At 35.0% G+C, this 19,681-nt stretch carries 15 protein-coding genes; 1 reads left to right on the forward strand and 14 read right to left on the reverse strand.

Features of this window, described 5'->3' with window-relative positions; genetic code table 11:
- Positions 1–612: 612 nt before the first annotated feature.
- The 11 genes from ACQKMD_RS04855 to ACQKMD_RS04905 form a co-directional block, all read right to left on the reverse strand.
- On the reverse strand, positions 613–1,842 hold the full coding sequence (locus tag ACQKMD_RS04855; RefSeq protein ID WP_427749965.1) for an aminopeptidase: 1,230 nt from the start codon (positions 1,840–1,842) through the stop codon (positions 613–615).
- A gap of 2 nt (positions 1,843–1,844) precedes the next feature.
- Entirely contained in the window at positions 1,845–2,990 is a 1,146-nt protein-coding gene (locus ACQKMD_RS04860; RefSeq protein ID WP_427749967.1) for a DEAD/DEAH box helicase, read from the reverse strand.
- A gap of 99 nt (positions 2,991–3,089) precedes the next feature.
- Positions 3,090–3,791, reverse strand: coding sequence for an aspartate/glutamate racemase family protein (locus ACQKMD_RS04865; RefSeq protein ID WP_427749969.1), 702 nt, complete (start codon positions 3,789–3,791; stop codon positions 3,090–3,092).
- Positions 3,792–3,793: 2 nt separating this feature from the next.
- Positions 3,794–5,014 carry an ATP-grasp domain-containing protein gene (locus tag ACQKMD_RS04870; protein WP_427749971.1) on the reverse strand — a complete coding sequence of 407 codons (1,221 nt, stop codon included), beginning with the start codon at positions 5,012–5,014 and terminating at the stop codon, positions 3,794–3,796.
- 131 nt (positions 5,015–5,145) lie between these two features.
- Positions 5,146–6,141, reverse strand: a complete 996-nt coding sequence (locus ACQKMD_RS04875; RefSeq protein ID WP_427749973.1) for a C39 family peptidase — start codon at positions 6,139–6,141, stop codon at positions 5,146–5,148.
- Positions 6,142–6,173: 32 nt separating this feature from the next.
- The gene (asnB, locus tag ACQKMD_RS04880; protein WP_427749975.1) at positions 6,174–7,994 is read right to left on the reverse strand and encodes an asparagine synthase (glutamine-hydrolyzing); all 1,821 of its coding nucleotides are present in this window, start codon (positions 7,992–7,994) and stop codon (positions 6,174–6,176) included.
- Positions 7,995–8,208: 214 nt separating this feature from the next.
- Positions 8,209–8,364, reverse strand: a complete 156-nt coding sequence (locus ACQKMD_RS04885) for a Fur-regulated basic protein FbpA (protein WP_427749976.1) — start codon at positions 8,362–8,364, stop codon at positions 8,209–8,211.
- Positions 8,365–8,421: 57 nt separating this feature from the next.
- Positions 8,422–9,018, reverse strand: coding sequence for a VanZ family protein (locus ACQKMD_RS04890; RefSeq protein ID WP_427749978.1), 597 nt, complete (start codon positions 9,016–9,018; stop codon positions 8,422–8,424).
- Positions 9,019–9,521: 503 nt separating this feature from the next.
- Positions 9,522–11,267 carry a methyl-accepting chemotaxis protein gene (locus tag ACQKMD_RS04895; RefSeq protein WP_427749980.1) on the reverse strand — a complete coding sequence of 582 codons (1,746 nt, stop codon included), beginning with the start codon at positions 11,265–11,267 and terminating at the stop codon, positions 9,522–9,524.
- Between the two features lie 611 nt (positions 11,268–11,878).
- Positions 11,879–13,105, reverse strand: coding sequence for a peptidase (locus ACQKMD_RS04900; protein WP_427749981.1), 1,227 nt, complete (start codon positions 13,103–13,105; stop codon positions 11,879–11,881).
- Positions 13,106–13,822: 717 nt separating this feature from the next.
- Positions 13,823–15,088 carry an alpha/beta hydrolase gene (locus ACQKMD_RS04905; protein ID WP_427749983.1) on the reverse strand — a complete coding sequence of 422 codons (1,266 nt, stop codon included), beginning with the start codon at positions 15,086–15,088 and terminating at the stop codon, positions 13,823–13,825.
- A gap of 276 nt (positions 15,089–15,364) precedes the next feature.
- Between ACQKMD_RS04905 and ACQKMD_RS04910 the strand changes: the two genes are divergently transcribed.
- Positions 15,365–15,928: a hypothetical protein gene (locus ACQKMD_RS04910; protein WP_427749985.1), complete on the forward strand. Its 564-nt coding sequence runs from the start codon at positions 15,365–15,367 to the stop codon at positions 15,926–15,928.
- A gap of 176 nt (positions 15,929–16,104) precedes the next feature.
- On the opposite strand, the gene ACQKMD_RS04915 is transcribed toward ACQKMD_RS04910, so the two are convergent.
- From ACQKMD_RS04915 to ACQKMD_RS04925, 3 genes are all read right to left on the reverse strand, one after another.
- Positions 16,105–16,299 carry a hypothetical protein gene (locus ACQKMD_RS04915; protein WP_427749987.1) on the reverse strand — a complete coding sequence of 65 codons (195 nt, stop codon included), beginning with the start codon at positions 16,297–16,299 and terminating at the stop codon, positions 16,105–16,107.
- 223 nt (positions 16,300–16,522) lie between these two features.
- A complete protein-coding gene (locus ACQKMD_RS04920) occupies positions 16,523–17,692 on the reverse strand; it encodes a PLP-dependent aminotransferase family protein (protein ID WP_427749989.1) in 1,170 nt (389 codons plus the stop codon).
- A 984-nt stretch (positions 17,693–18,676) separates the two neighbouring features.
- The gene (locus ACQKMD_RS04925) at positions 18,677–19,552 is read right to left on the reverse strand and encodes a radical SAM/SPASM domain-containing protein (RefSeq protein ID WP_427749991.1); all 876 of its coding nucleotides are present in this window, start codon (positions 19,550–19,552) and stop codon (positions 18,677–18,679) included.
- Positions 19,553–19,681: the final 129 nt, after the last annotated feature.

Below are 19,681 nucleotides of genomic sequence, written 5' to 3' on the forward strand. Positions count from 1 at the left end.
CTGAGATGTTTATTGCGCTAACTCACTTGATTGTTATTTAGCAGAATATTCACGTCTTCTACATCCTAATTTCAAGCTGTATATCGCGCAATTCCCATTCATTTCTTACCTATAAAAAATGGGATATTCCTGAGGTGGCATATCAATTCGATTGTTGCTCTAACTGGGATGTTTGTTGTAGTAACTCATTTGATTGTTGTAGTAACTCCTTTGATTGTTGCACTAACTGAGATGTTTATTGCGCTAACTCACTTGATTGTTATTTAGCAGAATATTCACGTCTTCTACATCCTAATTTCAAGCTGTATATCGCGCAATTCCCACTCATTTCTTACCTATAAAAAATGGAATATCCCTGAGGTGGCATACCAATTCGATTGTTGCTCTAACTGGGATGTTTGTTGTAATAAGTCATTTGATTGTTGCGCTAACTCATTTGATTGTTGCACTAACTGAGACGTTTGTTGCGCTAACTCCTTTGATTGTTATTTAGCAGAATATTCACGTCTTCTCTATTTCAATTTAAGGATAAATATACTCAATCTACATTCTTCTATAACGATAAAAAAACTGGTACGTCCCAAGGGAGCGTACCAGTTTTTACGTATTTAATTAAAATGCCCAACTACCGTTGCGGAAGATTGGTTCTACTGTACCATCTGTTAAAACACCGTCGATATTCATGTCGGCACTACCAATCATGAAATCTTCATGTGTAATAGAAGTATTAATACCATGTTCTTCTAATTGTTCTTGAGATAGAGCACTACCACCTTCGTAACATGTTGGGTAGGCTTCACCAATAGCTAAGTGATTAGAAGCATTTTCATCAAATAATGTGTTGTAGTAAAGAATATTTGATGCAGAGATTGGTGATTCATGTGGTACTAATGCTACTTCACCAAGATATTTTGAACCTTCATCAGCTTTGATTAATTCTTGTAGTAAATCGTTCCCAACGCGAGCTTCCGCTTTGATGATTTTGCCGTTTTCAAATGTTAGCTTGAAATCATCAATGATATTGCCTTGGAAGACAAGTGGTTTTGTATTCGATACAACTCCGTTTACTCCGTATTTAGATGGCATTGTATATACTTCTTCCGTCGGCATATTAGCTACAAACGAAGTATTCTCTGGTGTTTTACTAGCACCAGTTTGCCAAATATGTTTGATAGGTAATTCAATTGTCAAATCAGTTCCTGGTGCTGTGTAATGAAGTTTTGCATAGCGTTTAGCATTCAGTATATCCGCACGTGTGTATAGATTTACTAAATGGCCTTTCCAGTTTTCAACAGCATTTCCTTCACCAATACGAACCGTTTTGAAAATTGCTTCCCATAAGGCTTCTACTTGCTTATCAACTTCTACATCTGGGAAAACTTTCGCTGCCCATTGCTTTGATGGTACGGCAATAATTGCCCATGCAATTTTGTCATTCATCACAGCATTACGGTAATTCGTTAATGCTTTACCTGCTGCTTTTTGCTGTGCAGATAGCTTAGACACAGGGACACCTGATAATAGATCTGGATCCGCGGCATCAATCCACAATAATGCACCTTTACGTTCAATTAGCTCGTTACGTTGCTCGCTAATCCAACGAGGGTATTTTGCAAATTCATCCTCAGGAGCATTGTCAAAAAAAGCGCGGTCAATTTCTCCATCAGAGAAATTGACTGTAACGCGGCCTGCTCCTGCTGTATAAGCTTCTTTTACAACTAAGCGTGTGAATTCAATTGTATCCGTAGTCGTGTTAATTAGAAGTGTTTGACCTTTTTGAATATTGACGCCTACTTTTACAGCAAGCTCAGCAAATTGCGCTAATTTCTCCTGGAATGTCATACTTATTTGCCCCTTTTCACAGTAGGTTTGGTTGTTCCTTCGATTAATTTACCAGCTGTCCACGTTTTTCCAACGGGTTTTGATGGTAGCTCACGAGTCCATTTACGATACGTATGCTCTTCATGGTGTGCAAGTAATGTTAATACTTCACCATCTGCTCCTGCACGTCCTGTACGGCCTGAACGATGTAAGTATTGCTCCATTGTATGTGGTACATCCACATGTATTACATGCGTTAGGCCTTCAATGTCTAATCCACGTGCAGCTACATCTGTCGCGATTAAAATACGTGCTTCCCCTTTACGGAATGAATCAAGTGCTTTTTTACGCTCTTCTTTTTTCATTTCTGAGTGTAAAACAACAATTGGTGCAGCACGGTATGAAAGCTTTGTTTCTTTCATTAATAATTGGTCTAAATTATTTACGAATGCTAAACCACGTAAACCATTTACATTTGAAAGTTTGCGTAACATCTCTGTTTTATTTCTTTCTTCAATTTTCATAAATGAGTGAGTTACTTTACCTTGGTTTGGCATTTCATCTAAGTTAACTTTGAAACGTACAGGCTCATTCATCATACGTGCAGCAACTAGCTCGATTTCTTCAGTAATCGTTGCAGAAACAACGGCTACTTGACGGCCATGGCTTGCTCCGTCGATAAATGATTTTACTAATACGCGATAGTCACGACTAAGAAGCTGATCCCCTTCATCAAGGATAATTTTCGTTAGTTCATGAAGCTTTAGTTTTTTTGCTTTTACTAATTCATTTAGACGTCCTGGTGTACCGACAACGATCGTTGGCTTTTTCTTTAGTTTATCAATTTGACGTTGTGGATTTGCACCGCCTATTAACGGAACAACTGTAATGTTCGTTCCTGCAACCCACGTACGGATAACTTCAACGATTTGCATACACAACTCTTGTGATGGAGCGATAATTAGTGCTTGTGTCGCTTTTTTAGAACCATCAACTGTTTGTAAAATTGGCAATAGATATGCAAGTGTTTTACCTGTTCCTGTTGGAGATTCTGCTACTACGTCCTTGCCTTCAAGTAATGCAGGAATCATTTCATCTTGGATTGGCATTGTATGTTCGAAAGTCCATTTTTTTTGTAAATCTTCGTTTAATAAAGTTAAAAAAGACATTGCTGTTCCACCTTCTCTCATTCACATATACAGAATGTGAAATATAGTTTTTATATAAAAACCTGCCCTTTAATTGAGATAAGGACAGGTTTTTACGCTCTAATCTAGTAATTCATATCCACAACTAACAATAGCACAATCAGCAAGTACAAGTAACGAATCAATATAAGAATCATCAAGAGCTAACTCACGGTTTACAATCGAAAGCTCAGTACATCCTAAAACTATACGATCACAACCTTCTGCTTTTATCGCCTCTTCGATCACATTCCATTCATCACGTGTAACAGCTTTACCTGCTTTTACACTATCATAAATGATAGACATGACTTGCTTTTGTAGTTGTTGATTTGGAATAACTGGTTCTAAACCAACCTCTTCCAATGCTTGTTGATAAACTCCTGAGGTCAGCGTACCAATCGTTGCTAATACTCCAACACGTTTAGCACCGAGTTGTTTCGCTTTATTTGCTGTTTCTCGAATCATATGCAGTACTGGTACTGGTGAGTTTTCTTGTAGCTCATCATAAAATGAATGTGCTGTGTTACAAGGGATTGCAATTAGCTCTGCTCCAGCAGTTGCTAGCTTATGCGTATCCTCAACCATTAAGGGTACTGGACTTGGTTCAGATGGATTCAGAATATGAGCTGTTCTGTCAGGAATCCTTGTGTCATTGTCTATAATACAATGCACATGTTCCTGATCTTTGATAGCTTTCGTTCTGCGAACAATCATTTCTCCTACAAGCATTGTCGCAAGTGGTCCTACTCCGCCAATAATACCTAACGTTTTTTTATTCATACTTAAGACAAACCTTTGTTATTAAAATATTTTTTGTATTTGCGGTAATAGTTCAAATTGTTTAGCGTTAATTTAAACCAACGTTTAATGTTAAAGTCTTTTTTATAATATAACGAATTCGTCATTTTACCGGCTCTGATTAAACGTTTTGCTTCTGCTTTTAGTTCCTCATTTTGAGCATATTTGAATAGAACGCCTTTAGGGATGATCATCCATAAATGCTTTTCTTTCGCATATGTTAAACCTAAATCTTTGCCTAACATACGGTCATCTGCTACATACTTCATCAAGTTATGTCCACTTGCTGTTACGTAGTAGCTACTACGACCGTTACGTAAATTGATTTCGAATAATTTATATTCGCCATCACGAGAATCGTACTTCATATCAAAGTTAGCAAAGCCTGTGTAACCGATATCTTCTAGGAAAACACGTACTCGGTCCATGATTTCTTTATCATATGTGTTAATGATTGCTGCATAACTACCAATACCTTCTGGTGAATGTTCTTCAAGGATTGGATTACCAAGAGACATCAATTTCACTTTACCATCTTGTCCAACATAGGCGTTCAATACACGCATATACGAATCGTCACCAGGGATGAATTCTTGGATAATTAAATGGTCTTTATATGATGAGCTATAAATAGCTTTTAAAATTGCTGTTTTCTCTGCTTCATCATGTGCCACGAATACTTTTTTCTTACCTGGGAAGCTACATGCCCAGTATTCAACCGAGTTAGAGGCTTTAATAATAATAGGATATTTGAATTTTACGTCAAAGCCTTCATATGTCTCGTACGTGCATGTATCAGTTTTTGGATAGCTGAAATTATATTTCTCACACATTTTGTAGAAGTTTTCTTTCAACAAAATTTGGTCCATTAATGATTCATCAATATACGGCACTGTGAAGTATTTGATTAACTCAGGTTTGTTTTTAATAATTAGCTTTGCATAATCATCGCCACAAGCTAATAGCAATAATTTCTTATGAGAATATTTCTTTGCCACTTTCACCAATTCATCTACAAAATTTTCTTGTTTGTTTATATTGGGTACTTGTACAAAGTGAAGAATACTACTATTTTGTGTTGCTGTTAAATGTGAACGACCGATAACGATTGGTTTAATACCGTATACTTCATAAAATGAACGAGCCATTCCATATGCATTCATATCGGATCCGATTAATATTGGTAAAAATGGTTGTTCTGCCATTGTATATCATCTCACTTATAATCTATTGTTTTGCCATTAGTGTAACATATTTCGCAAATTCTTTTCGAATGTTCATATACGACTTATGTACCCTTATCAAAAAATCACAGAGGGCAATCCCCCTGTGATGATTACTTCCGAATTGCAACAGCTTGTGATCCGAGTTTCTTATAGCTTTTGAAGAACCTAGTTTCATCGTGAGAAACATAGCCATGTAACGGATCCATCACAATTACTTTATCATCTATATGCCCGATTAGGACTACAGCATGAAGATTACGATACATATCCAGCTTGTTATTTGTTCCTTTAATCCACCAGCCTTCTTTGAAAGTAGGCTTGGATAAATCAAGTGTAACCCAAACTACAACAGGTATTCCCTCTTGTACGAGCGAGATTATTTCCTTAGAACTTTGACCACTTACATTTTCTACTTGCAACGATACGTCTTTATCTTTGGCTATTTTCTTAGCTGCCTTTTCAATAACTGGTGCAAAGACATATGTGCCTGTATGTTTGTTAAATGGGTCACCCGCATATGCTTTCGCTGGATCGGGACCTATTCTTTTATTGCCTTTTTCAACAATCTCTTGTTTTGGTAAGTAGTTTTTAGCCATCTTTGTTTTTGATAGATTTAGCCCATAATAATTAAGTGCTGCTGTTAAAGCTGTGATTTCACAGCCATGGGGTAGTTCAGGATTTTGCATTATAATCGGCACATCTAATTGCTGTGCCTCACGCTCAAAATATGTCTCTAAAACTACATAGCCCATATCTTCTTCAATTGTTACAACTTTACCGACGCTTTTTTTTTGTTCACTTTCATCTGTATAAATCGATGAAGTGACAAACAAATATTGATGCCCTTCTTGTAAGTCAGTAACGATAGCTTCACCTTCTATATCCCCAGTTGCTGTCGTTACATCCTCATCCGTCTCCATATCTCGGACGGTCACTTTCATATCTGGTATCGGCGTGCGGCTACCGAATTCAACAATGAGTACTTTTATGCCCTCATTTTGCTGCTTTTCTTTTGCTGGGGAAATGCTATTGCAACCGCTCACCGCTACCAGCATTACAAAGCAAAAGAGGAGCAGCCTCATTGGCATTTTACCTCTCTTATCCAATGCTGATGATCCCTTCTACTTGTCACTTGTTTTTAGCTAAAATATTTTTTGTACCAAACTAAGAACATATAAATTGTCCAGATTTTACGTTGATTTTTCGCTTTGCCTTCATAGTGGTCTGTTAATAATTTAACGATTGCTTGTTGGTCAAAGAATTGTGCTGCTTCTGGAGATTCAAATGATTCTTTAATCTTGTTGAAGTATTTCTCTTCTTGTATCCATAAACGAATTGGTACTGGGAAACCGATTTTTTTTCGGTTAGCCCATGCTTCTGGCAATGCACGTTTAGAAGCTACTCGGAATGCATACTTCGTATCTACTTCATTAATACGGTAGCGAGACGGTACTTTCGAAGCAACTTTCATTACTTCTTTATCAAGGAATGGTACGCGTAATTCAATTGAGTGCGCCATACTCATTTTATCTGCTTTTAATAAAATATCGTCGACTAACCATAAGTTTAAGTCTAAGATTTGTTTTTTCGTTAAATCGTCTTCACCTGCAGCTTTTTTATAAACAGGCATAACGATGTCTTTGACTGTCGGTGCATTGTTATATTTAGCTGTTAAAATATCAGTTGCCTCTTGCTCTTCGAAAATATGAGCTTGTCCAATAAACGTTTCTTCTACTGGTAAGCCACCTTTCATCAAGAAGTGTTTACCTCTTACTTCTGGAAGTTTTTTGGCTATTTCTGATACTGGACGACGGATGAAGTCCGGTACTTTTTTATATTTTTTCATAGGAGCTGATTCATCATACTCTTCATAACCACCGAATAATTCATCGGCACCTTCACCAGATAACACAACTGTTACATGTTTACGTGCAAGTTCTGCTAAGAAATAAAGTGGTACGATAGATGGATTTGAATGAGGTTCATCCATAATATATTGAATTTCCTCAATTTTGTTGAAGCATTCATCTGGATCAAGCACTTCGTTGATATTTTCAATTCCAAGCTCTTTAGAAAGTTCTTTTGCATTGTCAATCTCAGAGAAGTTTTGAGCGCTAAAGCCAACTGAGAATGTTTTATCTGGTTTTAATACAGAAGCTACATAACTTGAGTCAACACCACTAGATAGGAATGAACCTACTTTAACATCCGAGATTTTATGAGCTTTAATCGAATCACGTACAACACTATCGATTTCTTCAACGATTTCGTCAAGTGGACGCTCTTCAGGGTTGAATTTTGGTTCCCAGTAGCGAGTAGTAGTCACTTTACCGTTTTCGTACGTCATATAGTGAGCAGCTGGCAATTTGAAAACACCTTTAAAGAATGTTTCATTTAACACTGGGAATTGGAATGTTAAATAAGGTTTCAACGCTTTTTCATTTAATACTTTATCGAAATGTGGATGTGGCAAGAATGTTTTAATTTCTGAACCGAACATTAAAGTACCGTTCATATGACCATAATAGAAAGGTTTAATACCGAACATATCGCGTGCAGCAAATAATCGTTTGTTGTTGCGATCCCAAATAACGAATGCGAACATACCACGTAGTTTCGTTACTAATTTAGTACCGTATTCTTCATAACCATGAATTAAAACTTCACTATCCGTTTCAGTTTTAAATGTATGACCTTTTTCTACTAAATCTTTACGGATATCTTGATAGTTATAAATTTCACCATTAAAGATCAATACTAACGATTGGTCTTCATTGTATAAAGGCTGGCTACCATTTGCTAGGTCAATAATACTTAAACGACGGAAACCAAGTGCAGCCTCGCCATCTGTATAAGTACCTGCAGAGTCTGGTCCACGGTGAATAATTTGGTTCATCATATTCTCTAACACTACGTCAGGGTTTGAAACCTCACCTATAAATCCTGTAAATCCACACATATATTTAAATTCTCCTATCTCGTTACAATCAGTCTTATATTTTTACATACTTTAGTTTGCTTAATAATTAAAAATCACATAGTAATTATACGCTATTTTTTCAATTTCTCCAATGTTTGTACCTAATGATAAAGTCATTTTATCGCCTAATATTCGTGATTATTGTACTATTTTCTCACAAAATTGAAAAAGACTGCCACAAAGTAGCAATCTTTTATTGACAATGCTTTTGATATTCTTCCACAAGCTCTTCAATAGATACTTGATAAAGCTGTTTATCATTTACTTTAAAAACACCTAAAGCCATTAAATCATCTATGATATGCATCTTTTTACTATCTTCTATTAATTGTTCTCTTTGTTCAATCATATAAAAAACCCCTTCTTACATAAATTGCTTTATTACCCATACCCGAAAGTTCGTAAATTAAACAATTTGCTTACATTTTGACCCGATAAGCGGTATCCACTTTTTAATCCCTTTATATACAAGATAGCCTAATACCGAGCCCAATGTATTTAACCAAAGATCATCTACATCAGTACTACGCATTTGAGGTAGTTGAATCGTTTCGATAAAGACAGATAAGCTCAATGCTGTGATAAAAACATAAGGGAACATCTCCATCTTGTGCCATAACAGAGGTAGTAAAAATCCAATTGGCATGAAGATGGCTATATTACCTAGAAAGTTAATGAAAAATGGCTGCCATAAATCTAAATAATGAATGGCGTTATACACGTCAGTAAACACTTGGAACAACTTTAAATTCACACCTAAAATTATATCCTCTTGAAAACGCATTTGAAAATTCTGTAGACTCATGCCATTTCTAGGTACGATTGTTTCATAGAACAGACCAATTACATACACAGAAAAGAACAATAATCCTATTTCATGCCACCTATTGGTCGGTGGATTCCCTTTTCTTTTGCGAGACTTAAATCGTAAATAAACAACAAAAGGAATCGCTATAATCATAACAGGTATCATTTCAAGTAGGTAATACAGTATATCTGACAACCTTTTCACTCATTTCATACTTTCTATTTAACAGGACAAATAATATAGGATTAGGTTGCAAGGAAATATTAAAATTCGATTACAATATTATTAATAATAACTTAATATAAATATGTTCATCTCAAGACAGGGGAATCGCCTTATACAAATACCATATTTAAACAATCGTGATTAGCCTAACTATAGCATATAATTCATTCTTTTTGTGAACAAAAAACGTTAAATTTAAGAGACTTTAATTTCTCTACTAATTCAGTACTGACAGGGATATGTAAGATTCCATCTTAAAAAAAATTGAACATTCTATCCTATGAAATGGTCAATTTTTTTAACGCTATTTTTCTCTCCATTATTCAATTAATTAGGTCCATTCACCATAATAATTTTAATAATTTACTATTCCCCCTTTAATAGATTACTTCTTACTAAACAAGTGCCAAAAAGTTAAAAAAGCCGATTAAATTAACTCTTCACTAGAGATGACTTAATCAGCCTTCATATTGTTAATGAATATATTGCTTTTTACTGTTCACTATAATTTGTTTTAACGTTGTTAGTTTACCAATGACTACTTGTGAAAGTTCAGCCAGTTCTATTAAGTATTCTTCAGCAAGTGCTTGGTTACCATTGTTATATGCATGTACTGCTTTTTTGGCAACTTCATGTACTAACGCATGTGGCTTTTCTAACTCTTTATAAGCAGGCTCTGTACCTAACAATTCCTTCCCTTTGCCGTGATACCATACGCCAAGACGGGAATCTTTGTGCGATGAAATATCATGTTCACTCATTTGTTCAAAGCCGAGCATTAAGTTATAAATTCTCCAACGCCATAATAAATGATCTGTAATAGTTAATTCAATTATGTCTTCTTGACTAATAATAAAGTTTTTTGAAATGGTTTCTGTACGATAGTGATTAATCATTTTGCTTAATTCGTATATTTCCTGACCAGTTTTATAGGAAATATCTTTACTACGGCTTGAATTTTCGGCAATATTCTTATTACGAATTGTAATATCATTTGCAGCAGACGCCTGTTGATGTGTAGTACTAGCAATTTCCTTAAAATGCATCCCCTGTTGTTGTAATGCAACGTTTAAATCTGCTAAAGCCGTAGAGATATTCGCTGTATCATTTACACCACGGTGCAAGTCCTCTGCTGACTTCTTCGTAAGTGTATCAATATTATTCGTGATTTCTAAGAGCTTTTGAATATCATTATGAATTGATAGAACAGACGATTTTGTATTATCTGCTAGTTTACGAACCTCTTCTGCAACAACAGCAAAACCTTTACCGGATTCTCCAGCACGAGCAGCTTCAATTGACGCATTTAACGCTAATAAATTTGTTTGTTCTGCAATCCCTTTAATGAATTCCATTAATTGAGAGACACTTTTCACACGATCAACTAGCTCAGTCACGTTATCCTGTACCTGATGCTGCCCCTCATCTGTCGTTTTTAATAATTGAGTTACATTTTGTAAGGCATCAATACCATTATGTAATTCTTCCAATGAAGATTGAGTATGCTTTGAAACTTCTCCTACGGATGCTGCAATTTCATCAACACTCGCATCTAATTGCTCCATAGATGCGTTCGCCGACAAAACGTCTAACTCCTGTCTTTCTTGGAATTGAATTAAGTTTTTAATCTGATCTAATTGCACATTATATTTAATAATTTCTCCCAACCCACTTACAATGGATCCAGCTTGTATTTCTATATAAGTTTCAACAATAAGCTGTTGATCAATCGTAACAATACTATCGTAAGCAAGTAACACATCTAGCATCTTCTTTCGGTCTTTTGGGAATGCCTCAACAATTAGAGGAATAATAAATTGATTGATAAGTGTGTATGCTGAAATCATCCAGTTAGGTAATACACCTATTTTGGCATGAGTATAAGCAATTTTCCTTCTACGGAAAATATAATTTAAATCTAATTCATCTTGAAAAATGCTCATAAAATGCTTATGAATTAATTTTTTCAGTTTATCTACAGAAGAATATTGGTCGATTACTTCTTTAAACTCATCAATTTGCATTAAACGATCGTAGAACTTATCTAAAATCATTTCGTGGTTCTTCTCGTAAATATCCTGTAACTCACCGACAGATTCCCTACCCACTTGTGATAATCCTAAAAAGTTCAGTTTTTCCTGAAAACGTTCATTGGAAATAATATCTGAACCAGGTGTAGATGAAAAATATTGATAATGACCTTTCGTTTTACCAAACATATATATCCCCTTTGTATTCTTAATATTTTCACAATCTACAGCGACATTTCGACTAATAAAATCTTCATTTACACTTAAAATGCAGTTTCTACTATTCCCACGAGTTAAACGAGTAGTATATTAATACCATTAACTTCCAACCTAATGGTCTATACCGCCCATGATTAACATATAGCAAAAAGTACCAAATAATCAATGGTTCATTAAAATGTTCACAAATTATTCTTTTCTCGAGATAATTAGGACAATATTTCCACAAAAAAATCGAGCATCTTAGAGAAGCTCGATTTAAAACGTAAACGCACTATCGTATTCTGTTAGATATCTACTTGCCTATCGATTCAACTTCCAATTAGAATAAGCACCTTTAATTCAGTTACGTTATCGACATTCTTTTTTTCAAAAAAAATAACCGTCCCCTCCACAAAAGGTTTGACGGTTATCTCTGACCTCAGACCAACCACTTTTTCTGTGGTTACTAGTCACTAAACTGAACGTTCGCAGCGTTCGGTCTTTTTATGTTATGCTTTTCTATCCTTATTATACAATTCTGTCAATTGATTTTCAAGAAATGGGTTTTATCCCCTTATATATATAATAGTAATGTTCTATTATTTAGGCGACAATACTTTGTCATCGAAAGTTACAATCACAATCTCAGCATTTGTGATGCTTGGTAACGATTTTGCCATCAATGGTGAATGGTATGCAGAAATTTTCATACCTGGCTTTAATTCAGTTTCCCCACCCAACATCGGGATTACTTTTGTATCTTTCAAGATATTCAGAATTACATAGTTGTCTGTAGATTGATCAGATCCAACATTGACATACACTTGCCCTTTCGTCGTACTATTCGATGCAACGATTGTACCCTCAACTTTATTGTATTCCATTTCTTTCACAACAATTTTATCGGCATGTGTTTGAGCTGGGTAGACCATTGTCATCATTTCACCGTAGTAGGTATCCACACGAACATCAGTCTTCAACGCTGCTAACCTTAGTACGTTACCTGCTTGGTTGACGATTTGGGTGTTCTCATCCACCGATAGAATTACATAATTTACTCCTCCCTTTTTCATCGGATCCCCGATTACGGTGAACTTGTTATTTGCTACATTCGTAATAATGCCGTTTGTTCCTATAGCTTCCTTTTGAACCTCTTTTTCAGTTGCCAAGTTAACCACGACATAGTCAGTTGTTGATTGAGCGGAAATACTCATCGTAACAGCTGGTCCATAGAATGCTTTGACAGTCATACCTGGCTGGATGGCACTTACTTTGATTGCTTTTCCATTCTGGTCTAATATCTGAGCTTTATCAGCGAAATGCAAAACAATCGTATTCTTGTTCGAAGTATAGATATCTGTCCCGTCTACGACAATCCCACTTTCTTTCACTTCAGATACTGTGCCATTAATTCCTGTAAAGTTCTGATCTTGAACAACAAGCTTTAGTGCTTTTCCACGCGCTGGAAGGCTCTTCGTAATTTTAGGATTATAAAATGCCTTAACAGTCTTCTTTTCATCGATAATCTTTTTTAATGACACTTTTTTGCCTTTGGGATCAGTTATTTTTGTACTTTTGGTAATTGATAGAATTATTTCACTTTGATCAGTCGTAGCAAGCCCATGACCTGTTACTGTAATAAATTCACCAGTTTTATCATGTACGAAATTTGTTATTTGACCTATTGTACCTGGAGCAGCTTTTACATTATTCTGGGCCATCACGTGACCATATTGAATTGGCTTGGCTAGAATGCTTTGTGCGCTTGTTGAAGCCGGGAGCGTAGCCATCAATAATATAGATGCTGTTACTAATACTTTTTTCATTTTATATCCCTCCATTAAAAGAAATAGAATTTTAACTCCGTACCTTTTATACCTATTTTCTACACAGCACCAGCTGGAACAATGTGAACTGAATAATTTAATTGCTCGTTCGTATAAAACATAGATAAATTCTAATTTATTTACATCATATAATTTCACTTGTCATTCATTTTATATATTTAAGGAAATCATCTGTCACATTAGAATTGTAAATTAGCTGCACCTTTACAACCAAATTATACCATCGTATATATATTTAAGGGAAATATTAGAACACTAATTCCTTATCTGGTAAAATAAAGATAACTAGTTATGCAGGTCGGGCGGTTGGTCACTTCCAATGGATTGGAGGTGATACTATTGACTACTTACGAAACAATGAGCTTATTGATTCAACTCTCTGTTGGATGGGTAGCTTTCATTTCCGTTTTGTTGTCGATACTCTTTTTTCTTTTAAAAAAGAAATAACCGTCCCCTCCGCATAAGGTTTGACGGTTATTTCTGACCTCGGACCAACCGCTTTTTCTGCGGTCACTAGTCATTAGACTGAACGTTCGCAGCGTTCAGTCTTTTTAATATTATGTTTTACTATCTTAATAATACAATTGTATTGTTAAAATCCCCACAAAAGCCATTATTTTGCAGAGTTTAACATCACATCATTAACGCTCCAATTCAGAATTTTTTATAAGCAATAAAATTTAAAACGCTAAATATCTATTCCTTTATAAATCCTTTAATTGTTTCAACTAATACTGTAGATAGTGGAAGTGTAGGATCTGAATAAGTAGCCATATTCCCTTTTATGTCCTCTGGTGCATCTTTTAGAACATGATTCATCTTATCCACAATCACTATTTTAGCCTTTTCTTTATGCTCCTTTAATATTCTCGCATCATTTACTGAAACTTGAATATCATGAGCTCCTTGTATGATTAAAACAGGTGCTGTTACTTTTTGAATGCTCTTCGCTGGATCATATTTAAACCATGACATAAGATATGGCTGAACAGAAGGTCTAAATAATGATTGTAATTCTGATGATATCGTTGCCACAGGCTTTCCTTCTTTTAATGATGCTAGGATTTCGGTGGTTTCTTTTTTTAAATCCGATGTTAATTTCCCCTCTAGTTGTTCTAACAGTATTACATCGGCTGGCCGTCCTGCACCTGCTAGTGAAGTAAATGAAGCAATGTCACTATTCTGTGCTGCTAACATGCCTATTAAAGAACCCTCACTATGCCCAATAATATGAATGCTTTTAAATTTTTTTTCTGATTTTGCGTATTTTATAACCTGGCTAACATCTTCTACAAATTGCTCTATTGATACATCTTCTTCTTTTGTAGCTAATGATGTATTATCGCCAATTCCCCTTTTATCATAACGAATAGATGCAATCCCCTGTTTAGCTAGGTCTTCAGCTAGCATTTTCAAACTATTATTTTTACCAGCACCAATAGTATTTCCATCTTTATCGGTTGGACCAGAACCTGCTATTATAATCGCCAACGGATATAAACCTTCCTTTTCAGGGAGTTGCAAGGCTACTTTTAAATTACCATCCTTGACTGGGATTGTAATGGGTTCATAACTTACCTTCTCTTCTTTATTTCGGGATAATTTAAAAGGTATTGCATTACCATTTTGCTTAAATGTACCTTTTATTAATTTATCTTGTAACTTACCTTCTATTACGATATTCGAGCCTTGTAAATCGATTTTAACCAAAATTTTATCGCCATCATATGAAACTTCTTTAAATGGATAGTCCTTTAACCCTTGTGCAGGCACTGATAATGTACCACTTTTCTCTTTGAAAGATAAAATAATTTCTAATGGTGATTGCGGAATTTCAATATTTCCTTGCCATTGTCCTAACATGTCATCATTCACACTCATCTTAGCCTCTGGACGACTTTCTTCCTTGGAACAAGCTACTAAAAAAATTAGCAAGCAAAGCCACATTACAAATTTCTTCATTAATTAACCCCTTTTCTACCTAGTTCCATTAATAAATAGATAAACTAAAACTCCTTTAACTGTTCTATTATAAGTGTTACAGATTAAAGGTGGAATTTCAATTGTTTTATGGTAATATTATGTAATATTTAATTTTTCTAGTGTAATTTGAGTTATATATTAATAGGAAAATGCCATATTAAGTGTCTTATCAAAATGAATAATATAAACATATCTTAACTTCACAAAAGAGCAACTACGTTTACATTAATATCAATTATGAAAAGAGGTTTTTCAGTGAAAATGAAATGGATTCCTATTGTATTAGGGGCAGTATTACTAGCAAGTTGTGGAAATGATACAGAAGCGTTAGAGAAGAAAGTCGATGCACTACAAAAAGAAAATGAAACGCTTAAACAACAACTTGAAATACTTGAAAAAGAAATGGCATCTGTAACTGTAAATCCTAACTTAGAAAATTCTTCAAAACCTTTGGAAAATGAAAGCGACCTTTCAAAGTTAGATTCTGCCGTTACAAAATTAATTACTACATTTGAGGATGCAATCAATGCCAAAGATGTAGATGCTTTGCAAAAACTATTTACAGATGACGTTTCTTTCGAAAAAAACGACAAACAAATTGAATTACATAAAGATGGTCAAAATCCTATACCAATCGTTTCAATAAGCAATTCAAACGTTCCAAATCGAATCCAAATCGAATGGTTTAATTATGACGGCAAGGGAAAATACTGGATCCGTACGTTACGAATCGCTGAAAATGAAGATTCTGGTACTGAAACATATTTTACAGTTATCAAAACAAACAATGGATATAAAATATCTGCTGTTGAAAGTTAACCCATAATTTAAATTAAGAAGGATGTTTATACTTACGGGGATAGACATCTTTTTTATGTTTTCATTTATTCAGTGCTACACAGATTATGGAATTAACTTCCGCATTATTCATCTTAGCTTAATCGCCATCATTCCATTACAAAAAAAGCCTTCCAATCGGAAGGCTTTAAAATAAATTATGAGTTCGGTAAAACTAAAAAAATAGATGGAATGAAAGAAATACCAAAAAATAAAATATACCATAAAGACATACGTCGTAACGAAAATTGACGTTGTTTCTTCTGTGCATAGAAAATGTCCGTAAAAATAGCAACAACGAGCGGAATACTCATACATGCAATAGCGATTAAAATCACATCTGAAAAGTTCATTGTGCATCCCCCAATTTGCAAATGTCTTAATTTGAATTGTGACAAAAATGTGTCTTAATTTATTGTACACAATTTCGTCACAAATTGTCAATGATTTTTACCATACTTTTCTAACTATATTTTTTATGGGGATAAAAAAAGAAGGTAGAACCAGGTCTTTCTCCTGAGATTCCACCTTCTTATATTTGGCTAATACTAACTATCTAATTAAACCTTCTTGTTTTTATAAAACAGAGGCTAGTCTTTTAATACCTTCTTCAATTGTTTTTGGATCTGAATTTGTATAATTAAGGCGTAAAGTTCCAGCACCTTTGATATTCGTATAGAATGGATCGCCAGGAACAAAGGCTACTTTCTTCTCAGTTGCCCGTTTAAAGACTTCAACTGAAGAAACTCCTTCACCTAAATCTACCCATAAAAACATACCGCCCTCTGGTTTTGTGAACTTAACATGAGCTGGCAAATATTTTTCCATTGCTGCTATCATTGCTTCACATTGTAGTTTATATAACGCTTTAATATTATTAATGTGTGCATCGTAGTCATTATTCATTAAATAATCATAGATAGCATATTGGGCAAGTACATTCGTATGTAAATCAGAAGCTTGTTTTGCACCCGTTAAATGGCCCATTAATTCTTTATTCTTTGTACATAAAAAACCAATACGCATACCTGGTGATAACGTTTTAGAGAAAGAACCAAATAGTACACTATTCGTCGTTTTTCCACCTGCAATGTATGGTAATGATTCTCCTTCAAAGCGTAGTTCACCATAAGGATCGTCTTCAATTAAAACTGTATTAGTCTTCTTAATAATTTCAAAAATAGCCTCACGTTTCTCTTTTGAATAAGTTAAACCTGTAGGATTTTGGAAATTTGGTACAGTATATAATAATTTCACATCATTATTTTGTAAAGTTGCTTCAAGCTCTTCTAAATTTAAGCCGTCTTCTTCAAGGCTAATAGGTAAAAATTCAGGTTCAAAAAGTGAAAACGTTTGGATAGCAGCAAGATAACATGGACTTTCGACTGCCACTTTATCGCCCTTATTAATCAAAGCTTTCCCCATCAAATCTAGCCCTTGTTGAGAACCCGTTGTAATTAAAATATCGTCCGCTGTAACATCCATACCAAATCGTTTTTGATAACGATCTGCAATCCATTGTCTTAATGGCAAATAGCCTTGAGTTCCAGAATACTGGAATATCTTGTCGCCAGATTCTTGTAAAACACGATTAATTGATTCTTGAAACTCATTCTTTGGGAAAGAAATAGGATTAGGTAAACCTCCTGCGAATGAAATAATATCTTCTACATCAGTCAAATTCAAAATTTCCTTTATAAAAGAGCTATCTGTTTGTAATACTCTATCTGAAAAAATTTGCGTCATGATCAATTCTCCTTCTAAAATACTTCTTCTATATTCCGTTTATTTTTCTATATTATTATAGCAAATCACATAACATTAGGAATTGTCAATATTTTCTCGAAAATCGAAAGCAATTGTAACTATCCAGATTCGATGTTTTATATATAAATGAACCAGACGTAAATCACTTACTAGTCTTACAATACACTTATTAGCATTTAATCTACTCGGTAGGTTATTAGCTCATTCGATTTCTTTTGACCTATTCAGGCTTTCATTTGATTCACTCGAGCTCTCATTTAACCTATTCAGCGGGTCTTTTAACTCGCTCGATTTCTTTTAACCTATTCAGGCTTTCATTTGACTCACTCGAGCTCTCATTTAACCTACTCAGCGGGTCTTTTAACTCATTCGATTTCTTTTAACCTATTCAGGCTTTCATTTGATTCACTCGAGCTCTCATTTAACCTACTCAGCGGCTCTTTTAACTCATTCGATTTCTTTTGACCTACTCAGGCTTTCATTTGATTCACTCGAGCTCTCATTTAACCTATTCAGCGATTCTTTTAATTCATTCGATTTCTTTTGATCTATTCAGGCTTTCATTTGACTCACTCGAGCTCTCATTTAACCTATTCAGCGGCTCTTTTAACTCATTCGATTTCTTTTGACCTATTCGGGCTTTCATTTGACTCACTCGAGCTCTCATTTAACCTATTCAGCGGGTCTTTTAACTCATTCGATTTCTTTTAACCTATTCAGGCTTTCATTTGACTCATTCGAGCTCTCATTTAACCTATTCAGCGGCTCTTTTAACTCGCTCGATTTCTTTTAACCTATTCAGGCTTTCATTTGACTCACTCGAGCTCTCATTTAACCTACTCAGCGATTCTTTTAACTCACTCAGGTGTCTTTTGCTAGATTCCAAACAAAAAGCACCTCACAAGGAGATGCTAGAACGACTAACACGATATTAACTTAAAAATTCGTAAGAACTAGTTTCTTCTACATCCCAAATTTCTGTCTAAAGCCGCACTTTCTGCATAATTCCTCAACCGCTTCTCTTCTAGTAAATCCGTCAAAGAGATTATTGGCTCTCTCGCCCTCTACGATTTCAGAGAATGACGTGTTATTTATATTCCCTAGATTAATGACGCCTTCTCCATCTAGGCAACATGGAACAACAGTACCGTCAACAAGAATCGCTGCTTGACTACGAAGGGCATGACAAAATCCTTTTCCCTCATCCTCAGGTGCTAGCAAACTCGGCCATTGGAATTCATGATCTTGGTTAAGATAAACACGATCAGTAATTTTAACGCCTTTTCCTGGCTGTACTTTTTCTTCAATCTTAAAGTCTAAGTTGTATTCCTTCTCTAAAATGTCTAGTGTTTCACGGTTTCTTCTCTTTTCCAAATCTGTAACCTGATCTTTTTGTAGATTCCATAATCGGTACGATATGATGATATTTTGCTCCGCAGCATCACGCACAAATTCTAGAATATCCCCTAAGTATTTTTCACGATTCTCTGATCCCTCATGTCCATCAAAGCTATGTAATGAGAAGTTGATTTGGCGTAGCGCAGGCTTTCCTAATAATTTTTCTCGATTCTTTTTGATCAGTGTTCCATTTGTTGTGATGTTCACCTTAAATCCTTTTGCATGAGCGGCATCAAGTAATTGATCGACCTTATTATGTAAAAGAGGTTCTCCTTTCACATGTAGGTAAATATACTTCGTATGTGGTCTAATCTGATCAAGTATATTATTAAACGCATCTAGCTTAATAATATTCGCCTTACGACTTGTTGGCGGACAGAAGCTACACGCAAGGTTGCAGACGCTTGTAATTTCGATATAGACTTTTTTAAAAGTTTTCAAGGCTCGTTCACCATTCCAGTTCTATATATATTCAATGACTATACTTATTGTAATCAAATCTAATGATACTGAACAGTCTTTCGAATTTTCAATACATATGACTGACTTAATACCTGGCATATAGCCTTT

The sequence above is a fragment of the Viridibacillus sp. NPDC096237 genome (assembly GCF_050278625.1).
GTDB lineage: Bacteria > Bacillota > Bacilli > Bacillales_A > Planococcaceae > Viridibacillus.